This is a genomic window from Pseudomonas sp. m6p, from assembly GCF_055760375.1.
The window spans coordinates 5,232,961-5,257,094 of the sequence record NZ_CM147084.1; the positions used below are offsets into that span (position 1 = coordinate 5,232,961).

At 61.5% G+C, this 24,134-nt stretch carries 22 protein-coding genes; 9 read left to right on the forward strand and 13 right to left on the reverse strand.

Features of this window, described 5'->3' with window-relative positions:
- The first annotated feature begins 225 nt into the window (after positions 1–225).
- The 4 genes from ACYZUM_RS23945 to ACYZUM_RS23960 all read left to right on the forward strand — a co-directional run bounded on the left by ACYZUM_RS23945 (position 226) and on the right by ACYZUM_RS23960 (position 4,790).
- Positions 226–2,652 carry a TonB-dependent siderophore receptor gene (locus tag ACYZUM_RS23945; RefSeq protein WP_108184016.1) on the forward strand — a complete coding sequence of 809 codons (2,427 nt, stop codon included), beginning with the start codon at positions 226–228 and terminating at the stop codon, positions 2,650–2,652.
- A gap of 74 nt (positions 2,653–2,726) precedes the next feature.
- Positions 2,727–3,851, forward strand: a complete 1,125-nt coding sequence (locus tag ACYZUM_RS23950; protein WP_047297144.1) for a PepSY-associated TM helix domain-containing protein — start codon at positions 2,727–2,729, stop codon at positions 3,849–3,851.
- Positions 3,848–4,027, forward strand: a complete 180-nt coding sequence (locus ACYZUM_RS23955; RefSeq protein WP_108184017.1) for a hypothetical protein — start codon at positions 3,848–3,850, stop codon at positions 4,025–4,027. Before ACYZUM_RS23950 ends, ACYZUM_RS23955 begins: the two co-directional genes overlap by 4 nt.
- Positions 4,028–4,160: 133 nt before the next feature.
- Positions 4,161–4,790, forward strand: a complete 630-nt coding sequence (locus tag ACYZUM_RS23960) for a glutathione S-transferase (protein ID WP_108184018.1) — start codon at positions 4,161–4,163, stop codon at positions 4,788–4,790.
- 205 nt (positions 4,791–4,995) lie between these two features.
- Here ACYZUM_RS23960 and creD read toward each other — a convergent pair whose 3' ends face one another.
- From creD to rloA2, 4 genes are all read right to left on the reverse strand, one after another.
- Entirely contained in the window at positions 4,996–6,366 is a 1,371-nt protein-coding gene (gene creD / locus ACYZUM_RS23965; protein WP_142579972.1) for a cell envelope integrity protein CreD, read from the reverse strand.
- 171 nt (positions 6,367–6,537) lie between these two features.
- Positions 6,538–7,956 carry a two-component system sensor histidine kinase CreC gene (gene creC / locus ACYZUM_RS23970; protein ID WP_108184021.1) on the reverse strand — a complete coding sequence of 473 codons (1,419 nt, stop codon included), beginning with the start codon at positions 7,954–7,956 and terminating at the stop codon, positions 6,538–6,540.
- Positions 7,956–8,636: a two-component system response regulator CreB gene (gene creB, locus ACYZUM_RS23975; protein WP_041070160.1), complete on the reverse strand. Its 681-nt coding sequence runs from the start codon at positions 8,634–8,636 to the stop codon at positions 7,956–7,958. The genes creC and creB overlap by 1 nt, the downstream gene beginning before the upstream one ends.
- Positions 8,637–8,704: 68 nt before the next feature.
- Positions 8,705–9,208, reverse strand: a complete 504-nt coding sequence (gene rloA2 / locus ACYZUM_RS23980; RefSeq protein ID WP_041069928.1) for a retropepsin-like aspartic peptidase RloA2 — start codon at positions 9,206–9,208, stop codon at positions 8,705–8,707.
- 245 nt (positions 9,209–9,453) lie between these two features.
- Between rloA2 and ACYZUM_RS23985 the strand changes: the two genes are divergently transcribed.
- Positions 9,454–10,341 carry an acyltransferase gene (locus tag ACYZUM_RS23985; RefSeq protein ID WP_041069925.1) on the forward strand — a complete coding sequence of 296 codons (888 nt, stop codon included), beginning with the start codon at positions 9,454–9,456 and terminating at the stop codon, positions 10,339–10,341.
- A gap of 1 nt (position 10,342) precedes the next feature.
- Here ACYZUM_RS23985 and ACYZUM_RS23990 read toward each other — a convergent pair whose 3' ends face one another.
- Complete coding sequence (locus ACYZUM_RS23990; protein ID WP_041069921.1) at positions 10,343–10,900, reverse strand: DUF2780 domain-containing protein; 558 nt, start codon at positions 10,898–10,900, stop codon at positions 10,343–10,345.
- A gap of 148 nt (positions 10,901–11,048) precedes the next feature.
- Here ACYZUM_RS23990 and ACYZUM_RS23995 point away from each other — a divergent pair, with 148 nt between their 5' ends.
- The 3 genes from ACYZUM_RS23995 to ACYZUM_RS24005 all read left to right on the forward strand — a co-directional run bounded on the left by ACYZUM_RS23995 (position 11,049) and on the right by ACYZUM_RS24005 (position 12,874).
- Complete coding sequence (locus ACYZUM_RS23995) at positions 11,049–11,684, forward strand: RNA polymerase sigma factor (protein WP_041069918.1); 636 nt, start codon at positions 11,049–11,051, stop codon at positions 11,682–11,684.
- On the forward strand, positions 11,681–12,355 hold the full coding sequence (locus ACYZUM_RS24000) for an anti-sigma factor (protein ID WP_108184022.1): 675 nt from the start codon (positions 11,681–11,683) through the stop codon (positions 12,353–12,355). The genes ACYZUM_RS23995 and ACYZUM_RS24000 overlap by 4 nt, the downstream gene beginning before the upstream one ends.
- Positions 12,356–12,562: 207 nt before the next feature.
- Complete coding sequence (locus tag ACYZUM_RS24005) at positions 12,563–12,874, forward strand: hypothetical protein (RefSeq protein ID WP_108184023.1); 312 nt, start codon at positions 12,563–12,565, stop codon at positions 12,872–12,874.
- 54 nt (positions 12,875–12,928) lie between these two features.
- On the opposite strand, the gene fdhA is transcribed toward ACYZUM_RS24005, so the two are convergent.
- The 8 genes from fdhA to ACYZUM_RS24045 form a co-directional block, all read right to left on the reverse strand.
- Positions 12,929–14,128 (reverse strand): formaldehyde dehydrogenase, glutathione-independent, encoded by a 1,200-nt coding sequence (fdhA, locus tag ACYZUM_RS24010; RefSeq protein WP_027610665.1) that lies wholly within the window; start codon positions 14,126–14,128, stop codon positions 12,929–12,931.
- 200 nt (positions 14,129–14,328) lie between these two features.
- Positions 14,329–15,186 (reverse strand): formyltetrahydrofolate deformylase, encoded by an 858-nt coding sequence (gene purU / locus ACYZUM_RS24015; protein WP_064589552.1) that lies wholly within the window; start codon positions 15,184–15,186, stop codon positions 14,329–14,331.
- A gap of 122 nt (positions 15,187–15,308) precedes the next feature.
- Positions 15,309–15,941 carry a sarcosine oxidase subunit gamma gene (locus tag ACYZUM_RS24020; RefSeq protein WP_108184024.1) on the reverse strand — a complete coding sequence of 211 codons (633 nt, stop codon included), beginning with the start codon at positions 15,939–15,941 and terminating at the stop codon, positions 15,309–15,311.
- Positions 15,942–16,084: 143 nt separating this feature from the next.
- Positions 16,085–19,102, reverse strand: coding sequence for a sarcosine oxidase subunit alpha (locus tag ACYZUM_RS24025; protein WP_142579971.1), 3,018 nt, complete (start codon positions 19,100–19,102; stop codon positions 16,085–16,087).
- On the reverse strand, positions 19,099–19,428 hold the full coding sequence (locus ACYZUM_RS24030; RefSeq protein ID WP_003228964.1) for a sarcosine oxidase subunit delta: 330 nt from the start codon (positions 19,426–19,428) through the stop codon (positions 19,099–19,101). Before ACYZUM_RS24030 ends, ACYZUM_RS24025 begins: the two co-directional genes overlap by 4 nt.
- 14 nt (positions 19,429–19,442) lie before the next feature.
- Entirely contained in the window at positions 19,443–20,693 is a 1,251-nt protein-coding gene (locus tag ACYZUM_RS24035) for a sarcosine oxidase subunit beta (RefSeq protein ID WP_003206307.1), read from the reverse strand.
- Between the two features lie 20 nt (positions 20,694–20,713).
- Positions 20,714–21,967 carry a serine hydroxymethyltransferase gene (glyA, locus tag ACYZUM_RS24040; RefSeq protein ID WP_041069902.1) on the reverse strand — a complete coding sequence of 418 codons (1,254 nt, stop codon included), beginning with the start codon at positions 21,965–21,967 and terminating at the stop codon, positions 20,714–20,716.
- A 284-nt stretch (positions 21,968–22,251) separates the two neighbouring features.
- Entirely contained in the window at positions 22,252–22,962 is a 711-nt protein-coding gene (locus ACYZUM_RS24045) for a TraX family protein (protein WP_108184026.1), read from the reverse strand.
- Positions 22,963–23,088: 126 nt separating this feature from the next.
- On the opposite strand from ACYZUM_RS24045, the gene ACYZUM_RS24050 reads away from it, so the two are divergent.
- Positions 23,089–24,129 carry a threonine aldolase family protein gene (locus ACYZUM_RS24050; protein WP_016772826.1) on the forward strand — a complete coding sequence of 347 codons (1,041 nt, stop codon included), beginning with the start codon at positions 23,089–23,091 and terminating at the stop codon, positions 24,127–24,129.
- The last annotated feature ends 5 nt before the right edge of the window (positions 24,130–24,134 follow it).

Genomic DNA, 24,134 nt, shown 5'->3' on the forward strand with positions numbered 1-24,134 from the left:
GGAGCTTGCTCCCGCTCGGCTGCGCAGCAGTCGTCAAAGCAGTCAATGCGATTTATCTGAAAGACAGCAGGGACCGCTTCGCGCTCCAGCGGGAGCAAGCTCCCTCGCCACAGGTTCTCAGTCACTTTTCAGTTAATCGACATTATTTTCATCCAGCCCTATCACTTTTCAATTCTCGTCCGGCACACAGGCAATTGAGAAATATTTCCATTCAGGAGCCTTCGCATGTCCCGTTCGCTAGACACCTTGTTGCGCCCCAGTCTGCTGGCCGTTGCCATTGCCCTCAGCGCGCCGCTGATCAGCAACCCGTTGCTCGCCGCTGAACAGGCGTCCAGCGTGCGTGCCTACAACCTGCCGGCGGCGCCGCTGTCGACGACGCTGAACCAGATCGCCAGCCAGGGTGGCCTCGCGCTGTCGCTCAATCCGTCGCTGGCGGCGGGCAAGACCTCGGCGCCGGTCAACGGGCAATACGACGCCGCCGGCGCTCTGCGCGCAGCGCTGCAAGGCACCGGTCTGCAACTGGAACAAAGCAGCACGGGCACCTACAGCCTGGTTGCCGTGCCTGAAGGGACACTGGCGCTGCCGGAAACCGCCGTGATCGGCGTGGAAAACCTGGAAACGGCCTGGGGCCCGGTCGAAGGCTACACCGCCACCCGCACCGCCGCCGGCACCAAGACCGACACCGCGCTGGTCGAAGCACCGCGCTCGATCTCGGTCGCCACCCGTCAGCAAATGGACGACCGCAGCGTGCACAGCCTCGATGACGCCGTGCGTTATATGCCGGGCATTACCGCCAGCAGCTACGGCAGCGACACCCGCGCCGACTGGCTGCGCGTGCGTGGCTTCGAGCCGACCCAGTTCCTCGATGGCCTGCCACTGCCAAAAGGCGTGTACGCCAACCCGAAACAGGAAACCTGGAACCTCGATCGCCTTGCCCTGCTGCGCGGCCCGGCCTCTTCCGTCTACGGCCAGACCCCGCCGGGCGGCCTGCTGGACATGGTCAGCAGGCGCCCGAGCAGCGACGCCAGCAGCGAAATCCAGTTGCAGTACGGCAGCGACAACCATCGCCAGATCAACTTCGCCAGCACCGGCAAGATCGACGACGCCGGCCAGTTTCTCTACGGCATCAGCGGTGTGGTGCGCGACAGCGACACGCAGATCGATCACATCGAAAACAAGCGCTACAACATCGCGCCGAGCCTGACCTGGAACATCGACGACGACACCAGGTTCACCCTGCTGAGCCAGTTCACCCGCGACGATACCGGCATTACCAGCCAGTTCCTGCCGGTGCAGGGCACCAAGATCGACATGCCGTTCGGTAGCGTCTCGCACCACAAAAATCTCGGCGACCCGGATTGGGAATACTACGACCGCACCTACTACGCGCTCGGTTATGCGTTTGAACACCGGCTGAACGATGTCTGGCAGTTCAAGCAGAACCTGCGTTACACCAAGTCGGATCTGTCGTTCCAGGCCTTGACCGTCGGTTCTTACCCGTACACCCAGGTGGACGATCAAGGCAACGTCGGGCGCACCAGCACCAGCGTTGACGAAGACATCAGCCAGTTCGCGGTGGACAACAACTTCCAGGCCGACTTCGCCACCGGTGACATTCGCCACACCGTGCTGTTGGGGCTGGATCACCAGCGCAGCAACACCAACTACCTGTCGATCTACGGTGACGGTCTGAAAACCAACGTGCTGAAGCCGATCTACGGCCAGCCGATCGTTCGTCCGGATCGCTCGACCGCGTATTACGACTACGACCAGAAGACCTACCAGACCGGCCTCTACGTGCAGGACCAGATGGCCCTCGACCAATGGCGCCTGACACTGGGCGGTCGTGAAGACTGGGTCCACACCGGCACCAAATTCTTCAACAAGGCCGACGCGACCAACACCCAGCGCGACAAGAACTTCAGTGGTAACGCAGCGCTCAGCTACGTGTTCGACTCAGGCTTCGTCCCGTACATTTCCTACGCCGAATCCTTCCAGCCCACCACCGGCGCCGACGCCTCCTCCACCGGTTCGCTGAAGCCGACCGAAGGCAAGCAGTGGGAAATGGGCGTCAAGTACCAGCCACCGGGCAGCAAGACCCTGCTGACCGCCGCCGTGTATGACCTGACGCAGAAAAACGTCGCAGTCACCACCACCGTCGGCAACACCCCGATCACCAGCCAGACCGGCGAAGTGAAAGTCAAAGGCCTGGAATTGGAGGCGACCTCGGACGTCACCGATAACCTGAAAGTGATTGCCGCCTACACCCTGGCCAAGTCCGAAGTGCAGAAAGGCGACTACAAAGGCAACCGCCTGCAGCTGATGCCGAACCAGCAGGCCTCGCTGTGGACCGATTACACCTGGCACAACGGCGTACTCGACGGCTTCGGTATCGGCGGTGGCGTGCGTTACACCGGCAACACCTACGGCGATCAGGGCAACACTTGGCTGGGCAAGGCCGATGCTTACACCGTGTTCGATGCCTCCGTGCACTACGACCTCGGCCGCCTGGACAACAGCCTCAAAGGTGCATCGGTCGCGGTCAATGCCACCAACCTGTTCGACAAGGACTACATCTCCACCTGCGACGGCTTCTATTGCTACTACGGCGACCAGCGCAGCGTCGTCGCCAGCGCCACCTACAAGTGGTAATCGCTTGAGCTGAAACAGGTCCTGTCACCAGGCCGTCCCCCGTGGACGGCTTCGGTGTTTTTGAAGGTCATGAAATGAAAAGTAAAACAATTCGCCGCTGGTCGTTCATCCACACCTGGACCAGCCTGATCTGCACCGTGTTTTTGCTGCTGTTGGCACTGACCGGTCTGCCGCTGATTTTCCATCACGAGATCGAGCACCTGCTCGGCGATGCCCCGCAAGTGCGCGAAATGCCCGCCGACACCCCGCGCCTGAACCTGGCGCAACTGGTCGAGGCCGCAGAAAAGCATCGTCCCGGCGAAGTGGTGCAGTACTTCGGTTTCGAGGACGACGAGCCCAACGCCGTGCTGACCATCATGGCGAAAACCGCCGGTACCGAACCGAACTCGTCGCACACGTTCATGCTCGATGCGCGCACCGGTGAAGCGCTGGAAACCCCGTCAGCCAATGGCGGGCTGATGCTGTTCATCCTGCGCCTGCATGTGGACATGTTCGCCGGCCTGCCGGGCAAGTTGCTGCTGGCGTTCATGGGTTTGCTGTTCGTGGTCGCGATCATTTCGGGGACTGTGTTGTACCTGCCGTTCATGCGCCGCTTGCAGTTCGGCACCGTGCGCCAGGACAAGTCCTCCCGGCTGCGCTGGCTCGACCTGCACAACCTGATCGGCGTGGTTACGCTGACCTGGGCGCTGGTGGTCGGTGTCACCGGAGTGATCAGCGCCTGTGCCGATCTGATCATCGCCGCGTGGCGCAATGACTCGCTGACCGCCATGGTCGCGCCCTACCGCGATGCCCCGCCGCTGACCCGACTGGCCCCGGCCACCCGCCTGCTCGACATCGCCCGGGACGTGGCGCCGGGGATGAACCCGGACTTCATCGCCTTCCCCGGCACGCGGTTTTCCAGCGAGCATCATTACGCGGTGTTCATGAAGGGCGGCACGCACCTGACCTCGCACCTGCTGACGCCGGTGCTGATCGACGCCGGCACCCTGCAGGTCACCGCCGTGGCCGAGCGCCCGTGGTACATGGACGCCATGGGCCTGTCGCAGCCATTGCACTTCGGTGACTACGGCGGCATGCCGATGAAAATCCTCTGGGCGACCCTCGACGTGCTGACCATCATCGTCCTTGGCAGTGGCGTGTATCTGTGGATGGTGCGGCGTAAAGCGGCGAAACCGGTGACGGTGGAGGCTGCCGCATGAAGCCGCGTCAGAGTAATTTCTGGAAGGTCTTCAGCACGCCGCTGGTGATTGCGCTGCTGAGTGCGGCGGGGTTGTTTGCGGCGTTGTTGGGCGATGGAATCTGGGATGCGTTGAGCTGGATCGGGCTGGGCGTTCCGGCGTATCTGGCCATTAGAGGTTTGTTGCCGCGAAACTGAACACCTGAAGGAGCTGCGAATGCTGTGATCTTTTGCTCTTGATCCTTTTTTTAATATCAAGATCAAAAGATCGCAGCGTTCCGCAGCTCCTACGGCTAACCTGCTGTTCTTCGATGACCACCGAGGTTTGCCAATGTCCGCCCCCAGCATGACCCTGTTCCACAACACGCTCTCCCCGTTCGTGCGCAAAGTGATGGTGCTGCTGCATGAGACCGGCCAGCAGGATCGCGTCGCTCTGCAAGACTGCGTGCTCAGCCCGGTCAGCCCGGACGCTGCGCTCAACGCCGACAACCCGCTGGGCAAGATCCCGGCCCTGCGTCTGGCCGACGGCAGCGTGATCCATGACAGCCGCGTGATCCTCGAATACCTCGACCAGCAACACGTCGGCAATCCACTGATCCCTCGCGAAGGTTCGGCCCGCTGGCGGCGTCTGACCCTGGCCTCGCTGGCCGACGGGATCATGGACGCCTCGGTGATGGTGCGTTACGAACTGGTATTGCGCGCCCCGGAAAAACACTGGGACGAATGGCTCGAGGCCCAGCGCGAGAAGATCCGCCGCGCCCTGGCCTATCTGGAAAGTGACGCCATCGCCGAGCTGACCAGCCATTTCGACGTGGCCGCCATCAGCGTCGCTTGTGCGCTGGGTTACCTTGATCTGCGTCATCCGGATCTGGACTGGCGCAGCGCCAATCCACAACTGGCCAACTGGTTCTTTAATGTGAGTCAGCGACCGTCCATGGTCGCCACCCTGCCCAAGCCTTAAATCGGCGGAGCCTGTTCTGGCCTCATCGCTGGCAAGCCAGCTCCCACAATGGCTTTGGGTATGACAGAACCCTCTGTTTCAGCACAAATCCTGTGGGAGCTGGCTTGCCAGCGATGGCACCACCTGGGTTGCGGCGGCAGTGCTGCAACAATCAGCGTCACCAAAACCTCCACCTCTCGCTGATCTTCACGCAATCCCAACCCGCTCATTGCATCGCCTCCACATCAAACGCCAGCGGCCTGGCCGGTTTCTGCCCGATCCCGTACCAATCGAGTTTGCGCGTCAGCACCATGAACACCCCGAGCAGGCCGAACAGCAACAGCGACCCCATCAGCAGCGCATAGTCCTCGGCGCTCAGCAGGCCATACAGCAGGCCATACAACGCCGCCAATCCCGCGGAAAAACTCAGGCCGTGGCGCACGCTGTGCAGCACGTGACAGACATAAAATCCGATCAACAACACACAACCACTGGCCGACAACAGGTAGGCCAAAGCAAAGCCGATGTGCTCCGACAGCGACAGCAACAACAGGTAGAAGAACGCCAGCGCCACCCCGACCAACGCGTATTGCACCGGGTGCACCGCCAGACTCTTGAGCACCTCGAACAGGAAGAAACCGGCGAAGGTCAGGACAATAAACAACAACGCATATTTGATCGCACGGTCACTCTTCAGGTACTGATCCACCGGGTCGATGAAACTCACGCCAAAACTGCGCCCGTTGAACGCCTCGCAATCATTGCCCATCACACAGCGATTCATCGCTTCTTGCAGGTTGGTGGAGAAAAACGAGGTCTGCCAATCGGCGCTGAAACCCTGATCACTGATCTCGCGTTTGCCCGGCAGGAAGTTGCCGATGAAGCTGGGGTGCGGCCAGTTCGCCGCCAGGCTGACGCGGCTGGTTTTGCCCACCGGCAGCACTTGCAACGAACCGGTGCCTTGCAGACGCAGGTCGAAACCGAAGGTCAGCTCCGTGGCGTTACGGGTGTCCAGTGTCGGCAACATGACCCGCACGCCTTCGCCGAGCCAGCCCACCTGGGTGCCAGGCACAAAGTCCAGACGCTGGCCGTCGAGTTCCAGTTTCAGCGCGTTTTCAATGCCGCGAATATCACTGATGCCCACCGCCAGAAACGGCGCGTCGAACTGGTAATCGGCAAAGTCTTCTTTGATGCCTAACTGCGCCGGCAAGGAGAAATGCCCGTTGATGCGATTGTCAGCATGGAACAATCGCGCTTGGTAAATGCCCCGGGCGCGCATCTCGGTCTGCACCTGGCCGTCGAGCTCGAAGCGCTCCGGCAGAAAGTACAAACGACCGCGTTCCTCGCCGAGCTCTTCATAGCGCTGATTGGTTTTCTCGTTGGTCTTCCAGGTGCGTACCACCTTGCGATACGGCACCACCATCACCGGCCCGCTCAGTTGCTGGCTGTAGCTGGAACTGCGGGCGATGTCTTCGAGCACGCCGTCGCGCAGTTGCTGGCGGTCGTCGATGATGCCGTCAATCATCAGCAGCGGGATCAGCAACAGCAGGATCAACAGGGCAATGGCCCCGAGCTTTATGGTCAGATTCTTGTTCATGGGACTCTCCCTGTTTGGATGGGGCAGAGTCTGGTTGGGCTGTGTGGGAGGAATATGGGGCGATTGTGGAGTTTGTGTGGAAAGATCAAAAGATCGCAGCCTTCGGCAGCTCCTACAGGGGAACGCAATCCCATGTAGGAGCTGCCGAAGGCTGCGATCTTTTTTACGCTTTCAAGGCAGGCGCAAAATCACTTCCACACCGCTCTCGACATTGCGAATCTGCATCGACCCACCATGCAACTTCACCACCTCTTCAACAAAGTTCAGCCCCAACCCGGTGCTCTTGCGCCCACTGTCCGGACGCGGCAACGAATAAAACCGCTCACTCAAGCGCGGCAAGGCGTAATCGGGAATCGGGGCGGCTTCGTTGAACACGCGCAACTCGACCTGCTCCCCGACACGTTCGGCACTGAAACGCAGCAACCCGGCGATCGGGGTGAAATCCACTGCATTGTCCAGCAGATTGCCCAGCGCCTGACGCAGCAGAAACGGCTCGCCGATCAGCGTCAGATCCGGCGCAATGGTCTGCTCGACCGTGAGCCGCCGGCCTTCGACCCGCGCTGCCTGCGCGCGCAATAGTTCATCGACCAGCGCTGCCAGCGGCACCGCCACGCGCTCCTCGAGACCCTGGCGCTGTTCCACCTGAGCCAGATTCAACAGGCGCTCGATCAACTGCTGCATCCGCGCGCTTTCACTGTCGATGTTGCCGACAAAGCGCAGGCGCTGAATCGCTGGCATTTCATCCTGCAGTAACTCCGCGGCACCGCGAATGGCCGCCAGCGGACTCTTCAATTCATGGGTCAGCGTGTGCACGTAGCGTTCGACGTAAGCCTTGCCTTCCAGTTGGGTGCGCATCTGCTCCACCGCCGTGGCCAGTTGCTCCAGTTCGCCGCCACGGTAATGCGGCACCTCCACCCGGCGCCCCTCACTGACCGCTTTGGCGTAACCGGTCAAACGGTGCAACGCGCGGCTCAGCCACCACGACAGCAAGGCACCGAACAGCAGGCCAAGGCCGATCAGCCCGGCCCCGTAAAACAGCAAACGCCGCTCGGTGCGATCGACGTAAGGCTGCAAAGAGCTATTGGGCTTGGCCACGGTGACCACGCCGATGATTTTGCCGTTGTCGCGGATCGGCGCGCCGACGTGCATCACCGACGACGCCGGGTCGTTCGGATCGCTGCGGGTTGAGCGCGCACCGTATGCGCCGCGCAGGGTCAGGTAGACGTCGTTCCAGCGCGAGTAATCCTGCCCGACCGCCACGCCACTGGAATCCAGGACCACGATGCCTTTGGCGTCGGTGACGTAGATGCGATGGTTGACCTGATTTTTCGGCAACCCCCAGATGGTCGCCTGCGGCTGGCGTTCGCCGTAGGCACGCAACAACTCGGGCCAGCGGTTCTCGCTGAGCGTGCCGGCCTTGAAATCATCACGCAGGATTTCCGCCATCAGGTTGGCGGTGTCAACCAGGGTTTCTTCGGTGGACTGACGCACACCGGGGCGGATTTCTTCCATCACCGTGTTGAGCACGAAGTAACCGGTCAGGCCGACAAACAGCACATACACCAGAAAAATCCGCAGCCCCAGCGACATCAACTGTGCCCCGGGCTGTAGCTGTAACCGAGGCCACGATGAGTCTGGATCGGCTCGGCGTCGGCCCGCACCAGACGCAATTTGGCGCGCACGCTTTTGATGTGGCTGTCGATGCTGCGCTCGTAGCCGGCGTCGGCGGCAACGCCTAGCGCGTCGAGCAGTTGCTCGCGGCTGAACACCCGCTGCGGTTGTTCGAGCAGGCATTGCAACAGGCGAAATTCATGGCGGGTCAGGCTCAACGGCTGTCCCCGATAGACGATCTGCACACGCTCGGCATCGATGCGAAACAGCGTCGAGGACGCTTCAACCGCAGGACGCGGCGCCATGCGCTTGAGAATCGCCCGTACCCGCGCCGCCACCTCACGCGGGCTGAACGGCTTGACCACGTAATCGTCGGCGCCGATCTCCAGCCCCACCACCCGGTCGATCTCGGCGTCCCGGGCACTGAGGAACAGCACCGGCACTTCACTGAAGCGCCGCAGCTGCTTGCAGGTTTCGAAACCGCTGATGTCCGGCAGGCCGATATCGAGAATGATCAAGTCGGCCGGGGTCTGCCGTTGATGTTCCAGCGCCGCGGCGCCAAGGCTCAGCCACGTGGTCGTGAACCCCTCGCCCTGCAGGGCAAAAATCAGCGTATCGGCAATCGCCGCTTCGTCTTCGACAATCAGGATATGAGGCATGGCGTCCGAGCCCATGGGTTAAGTGCGCGAACGGTGCCCCAAGCCTGACGTTACGTCAATGAGACCACTCAGCAGTCTGGCTTGTCGGCGGTGAAACGCCGCGCCGGGTTCACTGCGGCGCCAAACTCGCGCAAGGCCTTGGCACCGATCAGCAGCGGGTAGTTGAAGTTGCTGCGGTCGGTCAGGTTGACCTCAACGGTACGCTTGACGTTGCCCAGGCACAGTTCCAGATCGACCACCGGGCGTTTGGCGACTTCGGTGCTGTCACCCTCGTCCTCTTCATCCGAGCGGCTCTTGATCTTGCTGATCCGCGCGATCTTGTGCTCGTACACTTTGTTGCTGGCGTCCTTGGTGCCGAGGCGGAAGCGCACCCAGTTTTCACCGTCGCGGGTGAAGGTCTCAATGTCCTTGGCCGACAGCGAGGCGGTCAGCGCGCCGGTGTCCATCTTGGCCTTGAGCACCTCACCACCGATTTCCGGCAGCGCGATGTATTCATAACGCCCGTACAGGGTCGGTTCGGCGGCCATGACCGGCAGGGCGACGAGGGCAAACAGTGCAAGGAGGGATTTCACGTAGAGGGCTTCCTTGGGGAGTTGGGCAACGGGATTTTAGACCGTGGCCTTTGAATTCGTTCGGCTCAATCAGGATCAAAAGATCGCAGCCTTCGGCAGCTCCTACAGCGATCGGGTAGGAGCTGCCGAAGGCTGCGATCTTTTGATCTTAAGGGTTAAAAGGTGAAACATTCGTCACTGCCGATTTGGCCTGTCGCCCGAAGCCACTTATCATGGCGCGCCCATCCGCCTTCATAGAGTTGCTTATGCGCCGCCTGCTCACCGGCTGTTTCGTCACCCTGCTGCTATTGCTCAACACCCTGATCCTGATCGGGCCGTTGATGGTCTTTGCCCTGCTCAAACTGATTGCGCCAGGGCGCTGGCGCGATTACGCCTCGTGGGCGGTGATGTGGATTGCCGAGACATGGGCGGAAATCGACAAACTGATCTTTCGTCTGTGCATCCCCACTCAGTGGGACATTCGCGGCGGCGCAGATCTGCGCGGTGACACCTCGTATCTGGTGGTCAGCAACCACCAGTCGTGGGTCGACATTCCGGCGCTGATCCAGACCCTCAATCGGCGCACGCCGTTCTTCAAGTTCTTCCTCAAGAAAGAGCTGATCTGGGTGCCGTTCCTTGGTCTGGCGTGGTGGGCGCTGGATTACCCGTTCATGAAGCGCTACAGCAAGGCGTTTCTGGCGAAGCATCCGGAGCTGGCGGGCAAGGATCTGGAAATCACCAAACAGGCCTGCGAGCTGTTCAAGCGCCAGCCGGTAACGGTCGTGAATTATCTGGAAGGTACTCGCTACACCGCGGCGAAAAGTGCGCAGCAGCAGTCACCGTTCAGACACCTGCTCAAACCCAAGGCCGGTGGCGTGGCGTTTGTGCTGGCGGCGATGGGGGAGCAGCTGGATGCATTGCTCGACGTGACCGTGGTTTATCCACAGGAGAACATTCCCGGGTTCTGGGATCTGATCAGCGGCAGCGTGCCGCGGGTGATCGTCGACATCCAGACCCGCGAACTCGACCCGGCGCTGTCGCAGGGCGATTACGAGAACGATCCGCAGTTTCGCCAGCAGGTCCAGAACTGGGTCAACCAGCTCTGGACCGAGAAGGATCAGCGCATCAGCGAACTGCGCGGTGAACGCGGCTGAATCAGCTGCCGCTGCCGGCGCCCCAGATGTTGCCCAGACTGCTCAACAGCGAACCGCCAACACCCTGTTGACCCAGGTATTGCAGGATCACCGGGGCAAACTGGCCCACCATGCCGCTGTCCATGCCCAGCGCACTGAAAGCGTTGTTCAGGTCGCTGGTGGTCTTGACGTTGCCCAGCGCATTTTCCAACCCGGCTGACTTGCCCGACGAGCCCAGCAACCCGCTCAATGCCGCCAGATTGCCGCTACCGCCCGACAGTTTGTCGATGCCCGGCACTTCTTTGGCCAACTGCGAATAATCGGTGCTGCTCAATTGGTTCTTGGCCAGACCCAACATCGCACTGGTTCCCCCTACAGCTTGCTGGGGCGTGACGTTCAGCGCACTCAAGGCACTCAGCAATCCAGCGGTTTCCGAAGTCGGTGCAGCGGCGGCAGCCTTGTCCCCCCCTTGCATACCCGAGACTGCACCGGCGACATCGTTCAAGCTGAAACCGGCAAACACCGGGCTCGCTGCAAGGGTCATCAGTGAAGCCAAGGCCATACCGCGTGAAATCTTCATTCAGACATCCTCTTGCACTGTGGTAACCGCCCGTCTAGGGGCGGCAAAACTCCCGATTTGACCGGGTTTGCGCTGGCATGTTCCTCGCCGACGCATCCATTTTCAGGATAGCCACGTATATAAAACGTGAAACCGTGGATAACCCGAGATGAATGGCACAAGCGCTGTCGCTGAACTAGCCTGTGAACAGCCCGAGCAGCGCCCTCGTCGTCCGCCCATTGCCTGGAGAACCGTCATTTCCACCGCCGACCCCGATCAGTTGCGCCAGTTGTTGGCCCAGTGCTCACTGGGCGATCGGCGTGCATTCGAAACCCTCTATCGCAGCGTCGGCCCGCGCTTGCACGGTGTCGCCTTGCGTTTCATGGGCCGGGCAGATCTGGCCGAGGACGTGCTGCAGGAAAGCTTCGTGCGCATCTGGAACAACGCCTCGCGCTACGAAGCCCATTTGTCGGCGCCGCTGACCTGGATGATCAACATCACTCGCCACCAAGCCATCGACCAGTTACGCAAACAGCGTGACCGGCCGCTGACCGACTTCGAACAGGCCACCCTGCCGGACGAAGGCCCTTCGGCCCACGACCTGTTGAACAGCAGCCGCGAAGCCAGCGCGTTGCACCGTTGCCTCGACACCCTCGACGGCATGCAACGCCAGTCGATCAGCGTCGCCTACTTTCAGGGCCTGTCCTGCTCGGAACTCGCCGAACACCTGGCCGCGCCGCTGGGTTCGGTGAAATCGTGGATTCGCCGTGGCATGGAACGTCTGCGCAGGTGCCTTGAATCATGAACTACCAGACCCCTGCCCTGCGCCGCGCCCTCGCTGCCGATTACGCCATCGGCCTGATGTCGTCGGCGGCGCGTCGGCGCTTTGAACAATTGCTGCTGGACGATGCAGCACTGCGCACAGAACTCGCTCACTGGCAGGAAAGCCTTGCCAGCCTGACCGACGCGGTTCCAGAGCAACCGGTGCCGGATCGGGTGTGGCAAGGCATCACTGCGCGCATCGAACCGCAAGTACTGCACGTCCCGGAAAAACGTCCGTTCTGGAACTGGCTGCGGGTCACTGCCGCGCTGTGTTCGATCGTGGTGCTGGTGTTCCTCGGTTCCCTGTACAACCGCGACGACGCCCGCTATCGCGCAACCCTGCTGAGTGCCGACGCGCAACCGGCGCTGAAGGTCGAGGCGCATGCGGACTATCTGCAGGTCGAACCGCTGACATTGGCGGCAGTCGGGCCAGATCGCAGCCTGGAACTGTGGGCGATACCCGCCGATGGCAAGCCGATTTCGCTGGGGGTGATTCCTGCAGGCGGCAAAGGCAAGGTTGAACTGAGCGCGGCGCAGAAAGCCTTGATCGGCCAGCCGATTGCGCTGGCGGTGAGTCTGGAGCCGAAAGGTGGTTCGCCGACCGGACAGCCGACCGGTCCGGTGCTTTACCAAGGCGCTTTGGCAGCCCTCTGATTGCAAAAATCAAAAGATCGCAGCCTTCGGCAGCTCCTGCATCGCTCCCTGTAGGAGCTGCCGAAGGCTGCGATCTTTTAGGCCCATTGGTTGCGCGTCAGGCTGATCGATATTTCAAAACGATCCATGAACCTGTCAGATCTGACAGTAGGCGTTACTAATCATGCACGCGATCATTGCGGCTCCCATTTATGTAACGGAGTACAAATGATGAAGCTGACAATTGCCACGGGCATCGTAATCAGCCTGGCCATGATGAGCACCGCTTACGCAGCCACTTGCCCGACGGTGTCGATCACTCACTCTCAAGACGCTGAAGATCTCACCTTTACCTCAGCACGCCTTAAAGACAAAGACACAGCCGATTCGGTTGTCATCTGCCGATATGAAGGCAAGAACGATATGGGTGCGTCTTCGGGCCTGCGGCTCGGCGTTCCGGTAAAAGCCACCGGAAGCAATTGGAAAGGTGAAGATTGTGCAACCGCTGACGGCGATGCCAGCAAGTGCGCATTTAAATAGTTTGGTTACTCAAAAAAGGCAACCCATCGGGTTGCCTATTCCTATGCGTAAAACTTACGCCGCACTGAACAACCGATGCGGATCGATCACAAACTTCTTCGGCACACCGGCATCGAACTCGCCGTAACCTTCCGGCGCCTGGTCGAGGCTGATGACTTGCACACCCACCACTTCGGCGATGTTGATGCGGTCCCACATGATCGCCTGCATCAGCTGGCGGTTGTATTTCATCACCGGGGTCTGGCCGGTGTGGAAGCTGTGGGATTTGGCCCAGCCCAGGCCGAAGCGGATGCTCAGGCTGCCCATTTTTGCGGCGGCGTCCACGGCCCCCGGATCTTCGGTCACGTACAGGCCCGGAATACCGATCTTGCCGGCGACGCGCACCACGCCCATCAGCGAGTTGAGTACGGTGGCCGGGGCTTCGGCTTTCACCCCGTCATGCCCGTGGCCGCGGGCTTCGAAGCCCACGCAGTCCACCGCGCAATCGACTTCCGGTTCGCCCAGCAGTGCAGCGATCTGCTCGTGCAGCGGCGTGTCCTTGGACAGGTCGACCACTTCAAAACCCTGAGCCTTGGCGTGCGCCAGGCGGATGGTGTTGACGTCGCCGATGATCACCACCGCCGCGCCCAGCAAGCGCGCCGAGGCCGCAGCGGCCAGACCGACCGGGCCGGCGCCCGCGATGTACACGGTGCTGCCCGGGCCAACGCCCGCCGTCACCGCACCGTGATAGCCGGTTGGCAGAATGTCGGAGAGGCAGGTCAGGTCGCGGATTTTCTCCATGGCCTTGTCGCGATCCGGCAGTTTCAGCAGGTTGAAGTCGGCGTACGGCACCAGCACGTATTCAGCCTGGCCGCCGGTCCAGTCGCCCATGTCGACATAACCGTAAGCACCGCCGGCACGGGCCGGGTTGACGGTCAGGCAGACGCCGGTGTGTTGCTCCTTGCAGGAACGGCAGCGCCCGCAAGCCACGTTGAACGGTACGGAGACCAGGTCGCCGATTTTCAGGTTCTCGACGTCGGAACCCTTCTCGATCACTTCGCCAGTGATTTCATGGCCCAGCACCAGACCGGTCTGCGCCGTGGTCCGGCCGCGCACCATGTGCTGGTCGGAGCCACAAATGTTGGTGGACACCACACGCAGGATCACCCCGTGCTCGATCTTCCTGCCACGCGGGTCCTGCATTTTCGGATAGTCGATTTTCTGTACTTCGACCTTGCCAGCGCCGAGATACACCACACCACGATTGCCAGACATGCTTTCACCTCGCTGTTGTTTTTATGGAACCGCGTTGCCCAGGCAGGCAGCGCGTTAAGTGCTCGGGTACAGATGCTGATTGTTGTGTTGCCTGTTATGGCCTCATCGCTGGCAAGCCAGCTCCCACGGGTTTCGGGTGGAACTCAAAAATTGTGTACGACACAAATCCCTGTGGGAGCTGGCTTGCCAGCGATGGCGATCTAAAGAACAACGGTTCTGTTGGCGTTCAAAAACACCCTTCTTTCGATGTGATAACCCACGGCCCGGGCCAAAGTCAGGCCCTCGATATCACGCCCCTTGGCGATCAAATCTTCCGGGTAATGACTGTGATCCACCGCCTCGACACCCTGGGCGATGATCGGCCCTTCATCGAGGTCGTTGTTGATGTAGTGCGCCGTGGCGCCGACCAGTTTCACGCCCTTGTTGTAGGCCTGGTGATAGGGTTTGGCACCCTTGAACCCCGGCAGCAACGAGTGATGGATGTTGATCGCCTTGCCATCGAGCTTGCGGCACAACTCCGGTGACAGCACCTGCATGTAGCGGGCGAGGATCACCAGTTCGGCGCCGGACTCTTCGATCACCTGCCACACCTGACGCTCCTGCGACGGCTTGTCGTTGGGGTCGAGGGGGAAATGGTAGTAGGGAATCTGGTGCCAGTCGGCCAGCGGCTTGAGATCCGGGTGGTTGGACACCACCGCCGCCACGTCCATCGACAACTGGCCGATGCGCTGGCGGTAGAGCAAATCGTTGAGGCAGTGATCGGCCTTGGAGACCATGATCACCACTTTCGGCCGGTAGTTCGGCGCAGTCAGCTCGAAGACCATGCCAAACGCCTGACCACGCTCGGCGAGGCCGGCGCGGAAGGACTGTTCGTCAAAGCCGTCGGGCTGGCGGAACTCCACACGAATGAAGAAGCGGCCCGAGAGCCGGTCATCGAAGGAATGGTGCTCGGTGACGTAGCAACCCTGCTCGAACAGAAAACGCGTCACCGCGTCCACCGTGCCGAGCACGCTGGGGCAGTCGGCGGTCAGAATCCATGTGTCTGGTGCGCGGCTCATGGTGCGGTGACTCCTGTTTCAACATCTGTGAGCAGAGTGAACTCTGTACTGGGCTGACCTACACTGAGCTGCTTTTGTGGTGGGGGGATGAATCCCATCACCACAAAAGCAGTCACAACAGGTCAGGCCTGAACGCTGAGGCCGTACTCGGCCGAAGCATCCTGCAACCACAACCACCAGTAATCCGAGAAGCTGCGGCGGATCAGCAATTCCCAGGTGTCTTCGGCGGTGTGGCGAATCATCAGCTGCGACTTGGCGAACACCGTGCCCACTGCTTTGCCGACCGGGAAGTTGTTCGGGTGCACGTCGTAGCTGGTGGATTTCATCAGCACCTGACGCACGTTCGGCCCGCTCAGTTCGAGCACTTGCTGGCCGCCGCTGACGTTGACGATTGCGATGTGCAGGTCGCCCAGCGCTTCGCGCAGTTTCTGTTCGGCGGCGAATTCTTCACCGCTTGGCACGATCAGCAGCCACTCGTCCGGGCCCATCCATTGCAGGCTGGTTTCGCCTTTGACGATCACGCTCAGGGCGCCGGGCAACTCAACGCCGAGGGCCTTGTGCACGCCGGCGGCGAAGGCTGCATCGTGGCCATCGCCACGAATGGTCAGGTGACCGAGGAGTTTCTTTTCACGCACGATGACGCCGGCGTTCTTGCGACCCTTGCCGACCAGGCTGGCGAGGTCGGCATGGTGCAGCGACGACTCGGCACGGGCACCGGTGGTCGGGCGTTGTTGGTACACGTTGGCTGTGGTCATAAAGCACCTTCCTGAATTCTGTTGGTTCCTGCGGTGGCTGAACTGCCGCTTTCGCGAGCAGGCTCGCTCCCACAGGGGAACGCGGTCGAATGTGGGAGCGAGCCTGCTCGCGAATAGCCGCCCGCCCACAGTTCTTGAGGCCGTCAGATGTTCTGCCGATCCCCCTTCGGATCGAAGAACACCGAAGAAACGATCTCTGCCTCGATCACGCTGCCATCGGCCAGCGGTGCAAACACCCGCTCGCCCATGCGCTTCAGACCGCCCTTGACCACACCCATGGCAAACGAATAGCCGAGGGAGTTGTGCGCGTAGCTGGAGGTCACGTGGCCGACCATGGTCATCGGGATCGCCTGCTTGGTGTTGAACACCAGTTGCGCGCCTTCCGGCAGCCAGACGTTCGGGTCGATCGGCTTCAGACCCACCAGTTGTTTGCGCTGATCACGCACGCAGTCTTCGCGATTCATGCCGCGCTGGCCGATCCACGAGAACGGTTTGGTGCGACCGACGCACCAGCCCATGTTCAGGTCGTCCGGGGTCATCGAGCCGTCGGTGTCCTGACCGACGATGATGAAACCCTTCTCGGCCCGCAGGACGTGCATGGTCTCGGTGCCGTACGGAGTCAGGTTGTACTGTTTGCCGGCCTCGACGATTTTCTCCAGCACGCCCATCGCGTAGTCGGCCTGGACGTTGACTTCGTACGACAGTTCACCGGTAAACGAGATACGGAACACCCGCGCCGGCACACCGCCGACCAGACCCTCTTTCCAGGTCATGAACGGGAACGCTTCGTTGGCCAGGTCGATGTCGGTCACGGCACTGAGCAGCTTGCGGCTGTTCGGGCCGGACAGGGTCATCGTCGCCCAGTGGTCGGTGACCGAGGTGAAGTACACCTTCATCTCCGGCCATTCGGTCTGGTGGTACAGCTCCAGCCATTGCAGCACGCGCGCGGCGCCGCCAGTGGTGGTGGTCATGACGAAATGGTTGTCGGCCAGGCAGGCCGTGACGCCGTCGTCGAAGACCATGCCGTCTTCTTTGCACATCAGGCCGTAACGCGCCTTGCCCACGTCGAGCTTGGTCCAGGCGTTGGTGTACACGCGGTTGAGGAACTCACGGGCATCCGGGCCTTGAATGTCGATCTTGCCCAGGGTCGAAGCGTCGAGCAGGCCGACGCTGTCGCGCACGGCTTTGCATTCGCGCTTCACTGCGGCGTGCATGTCTTCACCGTTTTTCGGGAAGTACCACGGACGTTTCCACTGGCCGACGTCTTCAAACTCGGCGCCGTTTTTCAGGTGCCATTGATGCAGTGCGGTGTAGCGCACCGGCTCGAAGATATGCCCACAGTGACGACCGGCTACCGCGCCGAACGTTACCGGCGTGTAGTTCGGGCGGAACATCGTGGTGCCCATCTGCGGGATGGTCACGTTCAGCGAACGCGCGGCGATGGCCAGGCCGTTGACGTTGCCGAGCTTGCCCTGATCGGTGCCGAAGCCCAGCGCGGTGTAGCGTTTGACGTGTTCGACCGACTCGAAACCTTCGCGGGTCGCCAGTTCGATGGCGGCGGCGGTGACGTCGTTCTGCAGGTCGACGAATTGCTTCGGCGCACGCGAAGTGCCCTTCTCGTGCGGCACCTGGAACAGCGCCAGGGTCGCTTCTTCGAGACGGCTCAGCGCTTTTGGCAGCGTGCCTTCGACCACCGCAAAACCGGCTTCACTGGCAGCGCGTGCGCCACCTTCGAAACCATCGGCCAGCGAATCTCCGAGGCCGTAAACGCCGTTGATGCCGCCGACGCACACACGCTTCTGCGGTGCTTCGCCCGGTACGAAACCGAGGATGTCTTCACGCCAGATCGGCTTGCCACCGAGGTGCGAAGCCAGGTGCACCACCGGGCTGTAACCGCCGGAACTGGCGATCACGTCGCAGTCGAGCCATTCGCCCGGGCTGGTCACGGTGTGCGCTTTGACGTCAATTGCGGCAACGCGGGCTGCGGTGACGCGCTTGCTGCCACGGGCCTCGATCACGGCGCTGCCGGTGAGGATGCGAATGCCTTTGGCGCGGGCTTCTTCAACCAGTGCACCACGCGGATTGCTCCGTGCATCGGCAATGGCCACCACTTGCAGGCTGGCGTCGAGCCAGTCCAGCGCCACGCGGTAGGCGTGATCGTTGTTGGTGGTCAGCACCAGCTTCTTGCCCGGTGCCACGCCGTAACGGCGCACGTATGTCGAGACCGCACCGGCGAGCATGTTGCCCGGCACGTCGTTGTTGCCGTAGACCAGCGGACGCTCGTGGGCACCGGTCGCCAGCACCACACGCTTGGCGCGGACACGGTGAATGCGCTGACGCACCTGACCGATTGGCGCGCGGTCGCCGAGGTGATCGGTGAGGCGTTCATGAATGGTCAGGAAGTTGTGGTCGTGGTAACCGTTAACGGTGGCGCGCGGCAACAGCAGCACGTCCGGAGTGTTCTTCAATTCAGCGATGACGCTGGCCACCCACTCCATCGCTGGTTTGCCGTCGAGGCTTTCGCGCGAATCGAGCAGGCTGCCGCCGAACTCTTCCTGCTCATCGGCGAGGATCACCCGCGCACCACTGCGCGCAGCCGCCAGAGCAGCCGCCAGACCGGCAGGGCCGGCGCCGACGATCAGCACGTCGCAGTGCTGGTTCATGTAGTCGTAGGTGTCCGGATCGACTTCGGTCGGCGAACGGCCCAGACCGGCAGCCTTGCGAATGTACTTCTCGTACGTCATCCAGAACGATTGCGGGTACATGAAGGTTTTGTAGTAGAAACCCGGCGGCATCAGCTTGCCGCCGACCTTGCCGAGAATCCCCATCATGTCGTTGTTGACGCTCGGCCAGCCGTTGGTACTGGTGGCGACCAGGCCTTGGTACAGCGCCTGTTGCGTGGCGCGCACGTTGGGGATCTGCGTGGCTTCGGTGGCACCGATCTGCAGCACGGCGTTCGGCTCTTCGGCACCGGCGGCGAAGATCCCGCGAGGACGCGAATACTTGAAGCTGCGGCCGATGATGTCGACGCCGTTGGCGATCAGTGCCGAGGCCAGGGAGTCGCCCTCGAAGCCTTTGTAGCTCTGACCGTTGAAGGTGAAGCTCAGCACTTTATTGCGGTCGATCCGTCCACCGTTGGACAGGCGATTGGTCTGGCTCATACCTTCTCTCCCAGCGCCGTCGTGGCTGTTTTTGCCGTATCAGCCTTGTCGGTGAATTGCGGCTTGGTGCCGATCTTGTAGGTTTCGAGAATCTCGTAGGTCACGGTGTCGCGGGTGACGTTGAAGTACTGGCGGCAGCCGGCGACGTGATCCCACAGCTCGTGGTGCAGACCACGCGGGTTGTCGCGGAAGAACATGTAGTCGCCCCACTCTTCATCGGTGCAGGCGTTCGGATCCAGCGGACGCGGGATGTGCGCCTGACCGGATGCGTGGAATTCCTCTTCGGAGCGCAGTTCGCCGCAGTGAGGACAGAAGATATGCAACATGGGGATTTCTCCTGTTAGTGGGCGACGGCAGCAGCGCCGTGTTCGTCGATGAGTGCGCCGTTGTGGAAACGGTCGATGGAGAACGGTGCCGCCAATGGGTGCATTTCACCCTTGGCCAGACTCGCGGCAAACACGTTGCCCGAGCCAGGTGTGGCTTTGAAGCCGCCGGTGCCCCAACCGCAGTTGAAGAACATGTTCGGTACCGGGGTTTTCGAAATGATCGGGCAAGCGTCCGGGGTGGTGTCGACGATGCCGCCCCACTGGCGGTTCATGCGCACCCGCGACAGCACCGGGAACATCTCGACGATGGCCTGGATGGTGTGCTCGATCACCGGGTACGAACCGCGCTGGCCATAGCCGTTGTAGCCGTCGATACCGGCGCCGATCACCAGGTCGCCCTTGTCGGACTGGCTGATGTAGCCGTGCACGGCGTTGGACATGATCACGCTGTCGATAATCGGCTTGATCGGCTCGGACACCAGTGCCTGCAGCGGGTGGGATTCGATCGGCAGACGGAAACCGGCCAGCTTGGCCATGTGTCCGGAGTTACCGGCGGTGACCACGCCGACGCGTTTGGCGCCGATGAAACCCTTATTGGTTTCAACGCCGATGCACACGCCGTTTTCCTTGCGGAAACCGATGACTTCGGTCTGCTGGATCAAGTCCACCCCCAAGGCGTCGGCGGCACGGGCAAAGCCCCAAGCCACGGCATCGTGACGGGCAACGCCGCCACGACGTTGAACGGTCGCGCCCATCACTGGGTAGCGGGTGTTTTTCGAGCAGTCGAGGTACGGGATCTCGTCGGCCACTTGCTTGGCGTTGAGCAGTTCGCCGTCGACGCCGTTGAGGCGGTTGGCGCTGACCCGACGCTCGGAATCACGGATGTCCTGCAGGGTGTGGCACAGGTTGTAGACGCCGCGCTGGGAGAACATCACGTTGTAGTTCAGATCCTGCGACAGACCTTCCCACAGTTTCATCGCGTGTTCGTACAGGTGCGCCGACTCGTCCCACAGGTAGTTGGAACGCACGATGGTGGTGTTGCGCGCGGTGTTGCCGCCGCCCAGCCAGCCTTTCTCGACCACGGCCACGTTGGTGATGCCGTGCTCTTTCGCCAGATAGTAGGCGGTCGCCAGACCGTGCCCGCCGCCGCCAACGATGACCACGTCGTAGACCTTCTTCGGCGTCGGCGTGCGCCACATGCGCTGCCAGTTCTCGTGGTGGCTGAGGGAGTGTTTGAAGAGGCCGAAGCCCGAATAGCGTTGCATAGTCATTTACTCCAAACCGCTCAGCGATAAACCGGGTAGTCGGCGCACAGTGCCGCGACGTTCTTGGCCACATTCGCTTCAACGTCGGCGTCACCGAGGTTGTCGAGGATGTCGCAGATCCAGCCGGCCAGCGCTTCGCACTGGGCGACCTTGAAGCCACGCGTGGTGACGGCCGGGGTGCCGATGCGCAGGCCCGAGGTCACGAACGGCGACTGCGGGTCGTTCGGCACGGCGTTCTTGTTGACGGTGATGTGCGCGCGGCCAAGGGCGGCGTCAGCATCTTTGCCGGTCAGGCCCTGACGGATCAGGCTGACCAGAAACAGGTGGTTGTCGGTACCGCCGGACACTACATCGTAGCCACGTTTGATAAACACGCTGGCCATGGCCTTGGCGTTATCGATCACTTGTTGCTGATAGGCCTTGAAACCGGGCTCCAGCGCTTCCTTGAAGCACACCGCCTTACCGGCGATGACGTGCATCAGCGGGCCGCCCTGGGCGCCGGGGAATACCGCGGCGTTGAGCTTTTTCTCGATCTCTTCGTTGGACTTGGCCAGGATCAGACCGCCACGTGGACCGCGCAGGGTCTTGTGGGTGGTGGTGGTGACCACGTCGGCGTACGGCAGCGGATTCGGGTACAGGCCAGCAGCGACCAGACCGGCAACGTGGGCCATGTCGACGAACAGCAGCGCACCCACCTTGTCGGCGATCTGGCGGAAGCGCGGGAAGTCCAGCGTCTTCGAATAAGCAGAGAAACCGGCAACGATCATCTTCGGCTTGCACTCGACGGCCAGACGCTCGACTTCGTCGTAATCGATCAGCCCGGTGTCGGTGTTGATCCCGTACTGCACCGCGTTGTACAGCTTGCCCGAGGACGACACTTTGGCGCCGTGGGTCAGGTGACCGCCATGAGCGAGGCTCATACCGAGAATGGTGTCGCCCGGCTGGATCAGTGCCAGATACACGGCGCTGTTGGCCGAGGAACCGGAGTGCGGCTGGACGTTGGCGTAATCGGCACCGAACAGTTGCTTGGCGCGTTCGATGGCCAGCGCTTCGACTTTATCCACATGCTCGCAGCCACCGTAGTAGCGCTTGCCCGGATAACCTTCGGCGTATTTGTTGGTCAGGCCGCTGCCTTGCGCTTGCATCACGCGTTTGCTGGTGTAGTTTTCCGACGCGATCAGCTCGATGTGATCTTCCTGACGTTGCTCCTCGGCATTCATCGCCGCCAGCAGTGCATCGTCGTAACCCTGGATCTGGTCTTGCTTGCTGAACATCGCGTCTCTCCCAGCGGCGTCGGTGCGCCATTTCGTCTTGGTCAGGCACGCGGCTTGCGGAGGTGCCCTTTGATGCGATGGTATGACCGGCGCAGACAGCTCAAATGCCTACGGACGCCACGCAAAGGTGCGTTTACGACATGGCTCGAAATGGTCTTGCCAGACTCGATCTCGAAAACACTGAAGAACCCTGTGGGAGCTGGCTTGCCAGCGATGGCGATAGCACATCTGGTATTGATGATGGCTGACCCACCGCTATCGCTGGCAAGCCAGCTCCCACAGGGTTATGCGGCGACTTGGCGGATAAGTAGCAGCAGGAGGAAATGTGCAGGATAGAGGGCGTAGCCCCAGCGCCGCATCGGTGGCGGCTGGAGATGTCGCGCGTGTCGCAACAGGAACAGCCCGAGCAATGGCGCAAACAGACACGCCGCGATACCAAACACCGCCACGTAGTTGCCGAACTCCGCCGCCTCATACAGCACCCGCCACTGATTGCCCGCCAGACACACCAGCCCCGGCAGCAGGCCGAAATACCACGGGCGACGGATCACCCACAGCAGCGCCAGCGGCAACAGCACGCCAAATATGCCGAACATCAGCCACTGCGCAAACAACGCCGCCAGCAGCAAGGCGCCCACGCCCAAAAGCCGCGACAACGACGTACGATCCTGCCAGCCCCGCGCCACCAGCAACCCCAGCGCCAGGGTGGGCATCACGTTCAAGGTGTCGGGATCAGGAATGTACAAACGATAAGGAATTTCACTGACCACACTGAACAGCAGCAACCAGCCCAGATAGCGCCACTCGGTCTTCTGCGCACCGGCCCGGGCCAGGTTCGCCGCCATCGCCAGACAGAACCACGGGAATGCCAGGCGTCCCGGCACATACAGCCAATCGGCGCTGATCCCGACATATCGCAGGTGATCGAGCAGCATGCTCAGCAGCGCCAGCCACTTGAGCAGATCCAGCGCGCCGTCGCGTTTAGTCACGTGCATAATCGGGTAACAAACTGGTAATTTCCTGACAGTGACATCCCGTGTGCTCCCCGGAAGATCTTCGGTAAAGTGCGCACCCTCATTGACCACGAGCCTTCACAAGAGTCTCGACCACGGAAGCCGGCCATGACCGACAAGAGCCAACAATTCGCCAGCGACAACTACTCCGGTATCTGCCCCGAAGCCTGGGCCGCCATGGAACAGGCCAACCACGGCCACCAGCGCGCTTATGGCGACGATGAATGGACCGCACGCGCGGCCGACCATTTCCGCAAGCTGTTCGAAACCGACTGCGAAGTGTTCTTCGCCTTCAACGGCACTGCCGCCAACTCGCTCGCACTGTCGTCGCTGTGCCAGAGTTACCACAGCGTGATCTGCTCGGAAACCGCCCACGTCGAAACCGACGAATGCGGCGCCCCGGAATTCTTCTCCAACGGCTCGAAACTGCTGATCGCCGGCACCGAAAACGGCAAGATCACCCCGCAGTCGATCCGCGAAGTCGCGCTCAAGCGCCAGGACATCCACTACCCGAAACCACGGGTCGTGACCCTGACCCAGGCCACCGAAGTCGGCAGCGTCTATACCCCGGAAGAAGTCCGTGCCATCAGCGCCACCTGCAAGGAGCTGGGCCTGCACCTGCACATGGACGGCGCGCGTTTCTCCAACGCCTGCGCGTTCCTCGGCTGCTCGCCAGCCGACCTGACCTGGAAAGCCGGCGTCGATGTGTTGTGCTTCGGCGGCACCAAAAACGGCATGGCGGTGGGTGAGGCAATCCTGTTCTTCAACCACAAACTGGCCGAAGACTTCGATTACCGCTGCAAACAGGCCGGGCAACTGGCGTCGAAAATGCGCTTCCTCTCGGCACCGTGGGTCGGCATCCTCGAAAACGACGCCTGGCTCAAATACGCCCGCCACGCCAACCACTGCGCGCAACTGCTGGCCGAGCTGGTCAGCGACATCCCGGGTGTGGAACTGATGTTCCCGGTGCAGGCCAACGGCGTGTTCCTGCAACTCTCGGAACCGGCCATCGCCGCGCTGACCGCCAAGAACTGGCGCTTCTACACCTTCATCGGCAAGGGCGGCGCGCGTTTCATGTGCTCGTGGGACACCGAAGAAGAACGTGTGCGCGAACTGGCCCGCGATATCCGCGAAGTGATGTCCGCCTGATTCTT

What these genes read in the sequence shown, in the direction of transcription:
- ACYZUM_RS24030 (WP_003228964.1), bottom strand. Translation starts at nt 19,428, where the DNA reads ATGTTGCATATCTTCTGTCCTCACTGCGGCGAACTGCGCTCCGAAGAG.
- ACYZUM_RS23955 (WP_108184017.1), top strand. Translation starts at nt 3,848, where the DNA reads ATGAAGCCGCGTCAGAGTAATTTCTGGAAGGTCTTCAGCACGCCGCTG.
- ACYZUM_RS24045 (WP_108184026.1), bottom strand. Translation starts at nt 22,962, where the DNA reads ATGCACGTGACTAAACGCGACGGCGCGCTGGATCTGCTCAAGTGGCTG.
- creD (WP_142579972.1), bottom strand. Translation starts at nt 6,366, where the DNA reads ATGAACAAGAATCTGACCATAAAGCTCGGGGCCATTGCCCTGTTGATC.
- creB (WP_041070160.1), bottom strand. Translation starts at nt 8,636, where the DNA reads ATGCCTCATATCCTGATTGTCGAAGACGAAGCGGCGATTGCCGATACG.
- ACYZUM_RS23985 (WP_041069925.1), top strand. Translation starts at nt 9,454, where the DNA reads ATGCGCCGCCTGCTCACCGGCTGTTTCGTCACCCTGCTGCTATTGCTC.
- purU (WP_064589552.1), bottom strand. Translation starts at nt 15,186, where the DNA reads ATGAGCCGCGCACCAGACACATGGATTCTGACCGCCGACTGCCCCAGC.
- ACYZUM_RS24035 (WP_003206307.1), bottom strand. Translation starts at nt 20,693, where the DNA reads ATGCAACGCTATTCGGGCTTCGGCCTCTTCAAACACTCCCTCAGCCAC.
- ACYZUM_RS24005 (WP_108184023.1), top strand. Translation starts at nt 12,563, where the DNA reads ATGATGAAGCTGACAATTGCCACGGGCATCGTAATCAGCCTGGCCATG.
- ACYZUM_RS23990 (WP_041069921.1), bottom strand. Translation starts at nt 10,900, where the DNA reads ATGAAGATTTCACGCGGTATGGCCTTGGCTTCACTGATGACCCTTGCA.
- ACYZUM_RS23960 (WP_108184018.1), top strand. Translation starts at nt 4,161, where the DNA reads ATGTCCGCCCCCAGCATGACCCTGTTCCACAACACGCTCTCCCCGTTC.
- glyA (WP_041069902.1), bottom strand. Translation starts at nt 21,967, where the DNA reads ATGTTCAGCAAGCAAGACCAGATCCAGGGTTACGACGATGCACTGCTG.
- ACYZUM_RS24025 (WP_142579971.1), bottom strand. Translation starts at nt 19,102, where the DNA reads ATGAGCCAGACCAATCGCCTGTCCAACGGTGGACGGATCGACCGCAAT.
- ACYZUM_RS23995 (WP_041069918.1), top strand. Translation starts at nt 11,049, where the DNA reads ATGAATGGCACAAGCGCTGTCGCTGAACTAGCCTGTGAACAGCCCGAG.
- creC (WP_108184021.1), bottom strand. Translation starts at nt 7,956, where the DNA reads ATGTCGCTGGGGCTGCGGATTTTTCTGGTGTATGTGCTGTTTGTCGGC.
- fdhA (WP_027610665.1), bottom strand. Translation starts at nt 14,128, where the DNA reads ATGTCTGGCAATCGTGGTGTGGTGTATCTCGGCGCTGGCAAGGTCGAA.
- ACYZUM_RS24050 (WP_016772826.1), top strand. Translation starts at nt 23,089, where the DNA reads ATGACCGACAAGAGCCAACAATTCGCCAGCGACAACTACTCCGGTATC.
- ACYZUM_RS24000 (WP_108184022.1), top strand. Translation starts at nt 11,681, where the DNA reads ATGAACTACCAGACCCCTGCCCTGCGCCGCGCCCTCGCTGCCGATTAC.
- ACYZUM_RS23950 (WP_047297144.1), top strand. Translation starts at nt 2,727, where the DNA reads ATGAAAAGTAAAACAATTCGCCGCTGGTCGTTCATCCACACCTGGACC.
- ACYZUM_RS24020 (WP_108184024.1), bottom strand. Translation starts at nt 15,941, where the DNA reads ATGACCACAGCCAACGTGTACCAACAACGCCCGACCACCGGTGCCCGT.
- ACYZUM_RS23945 (WP_108184016.1), top strand. Translation starts at nt 226, where the DNA reads ATGTCCCGTTCGCTAGACACCTTGTTGCGCCCCAGTCTGCTGGCCGTT.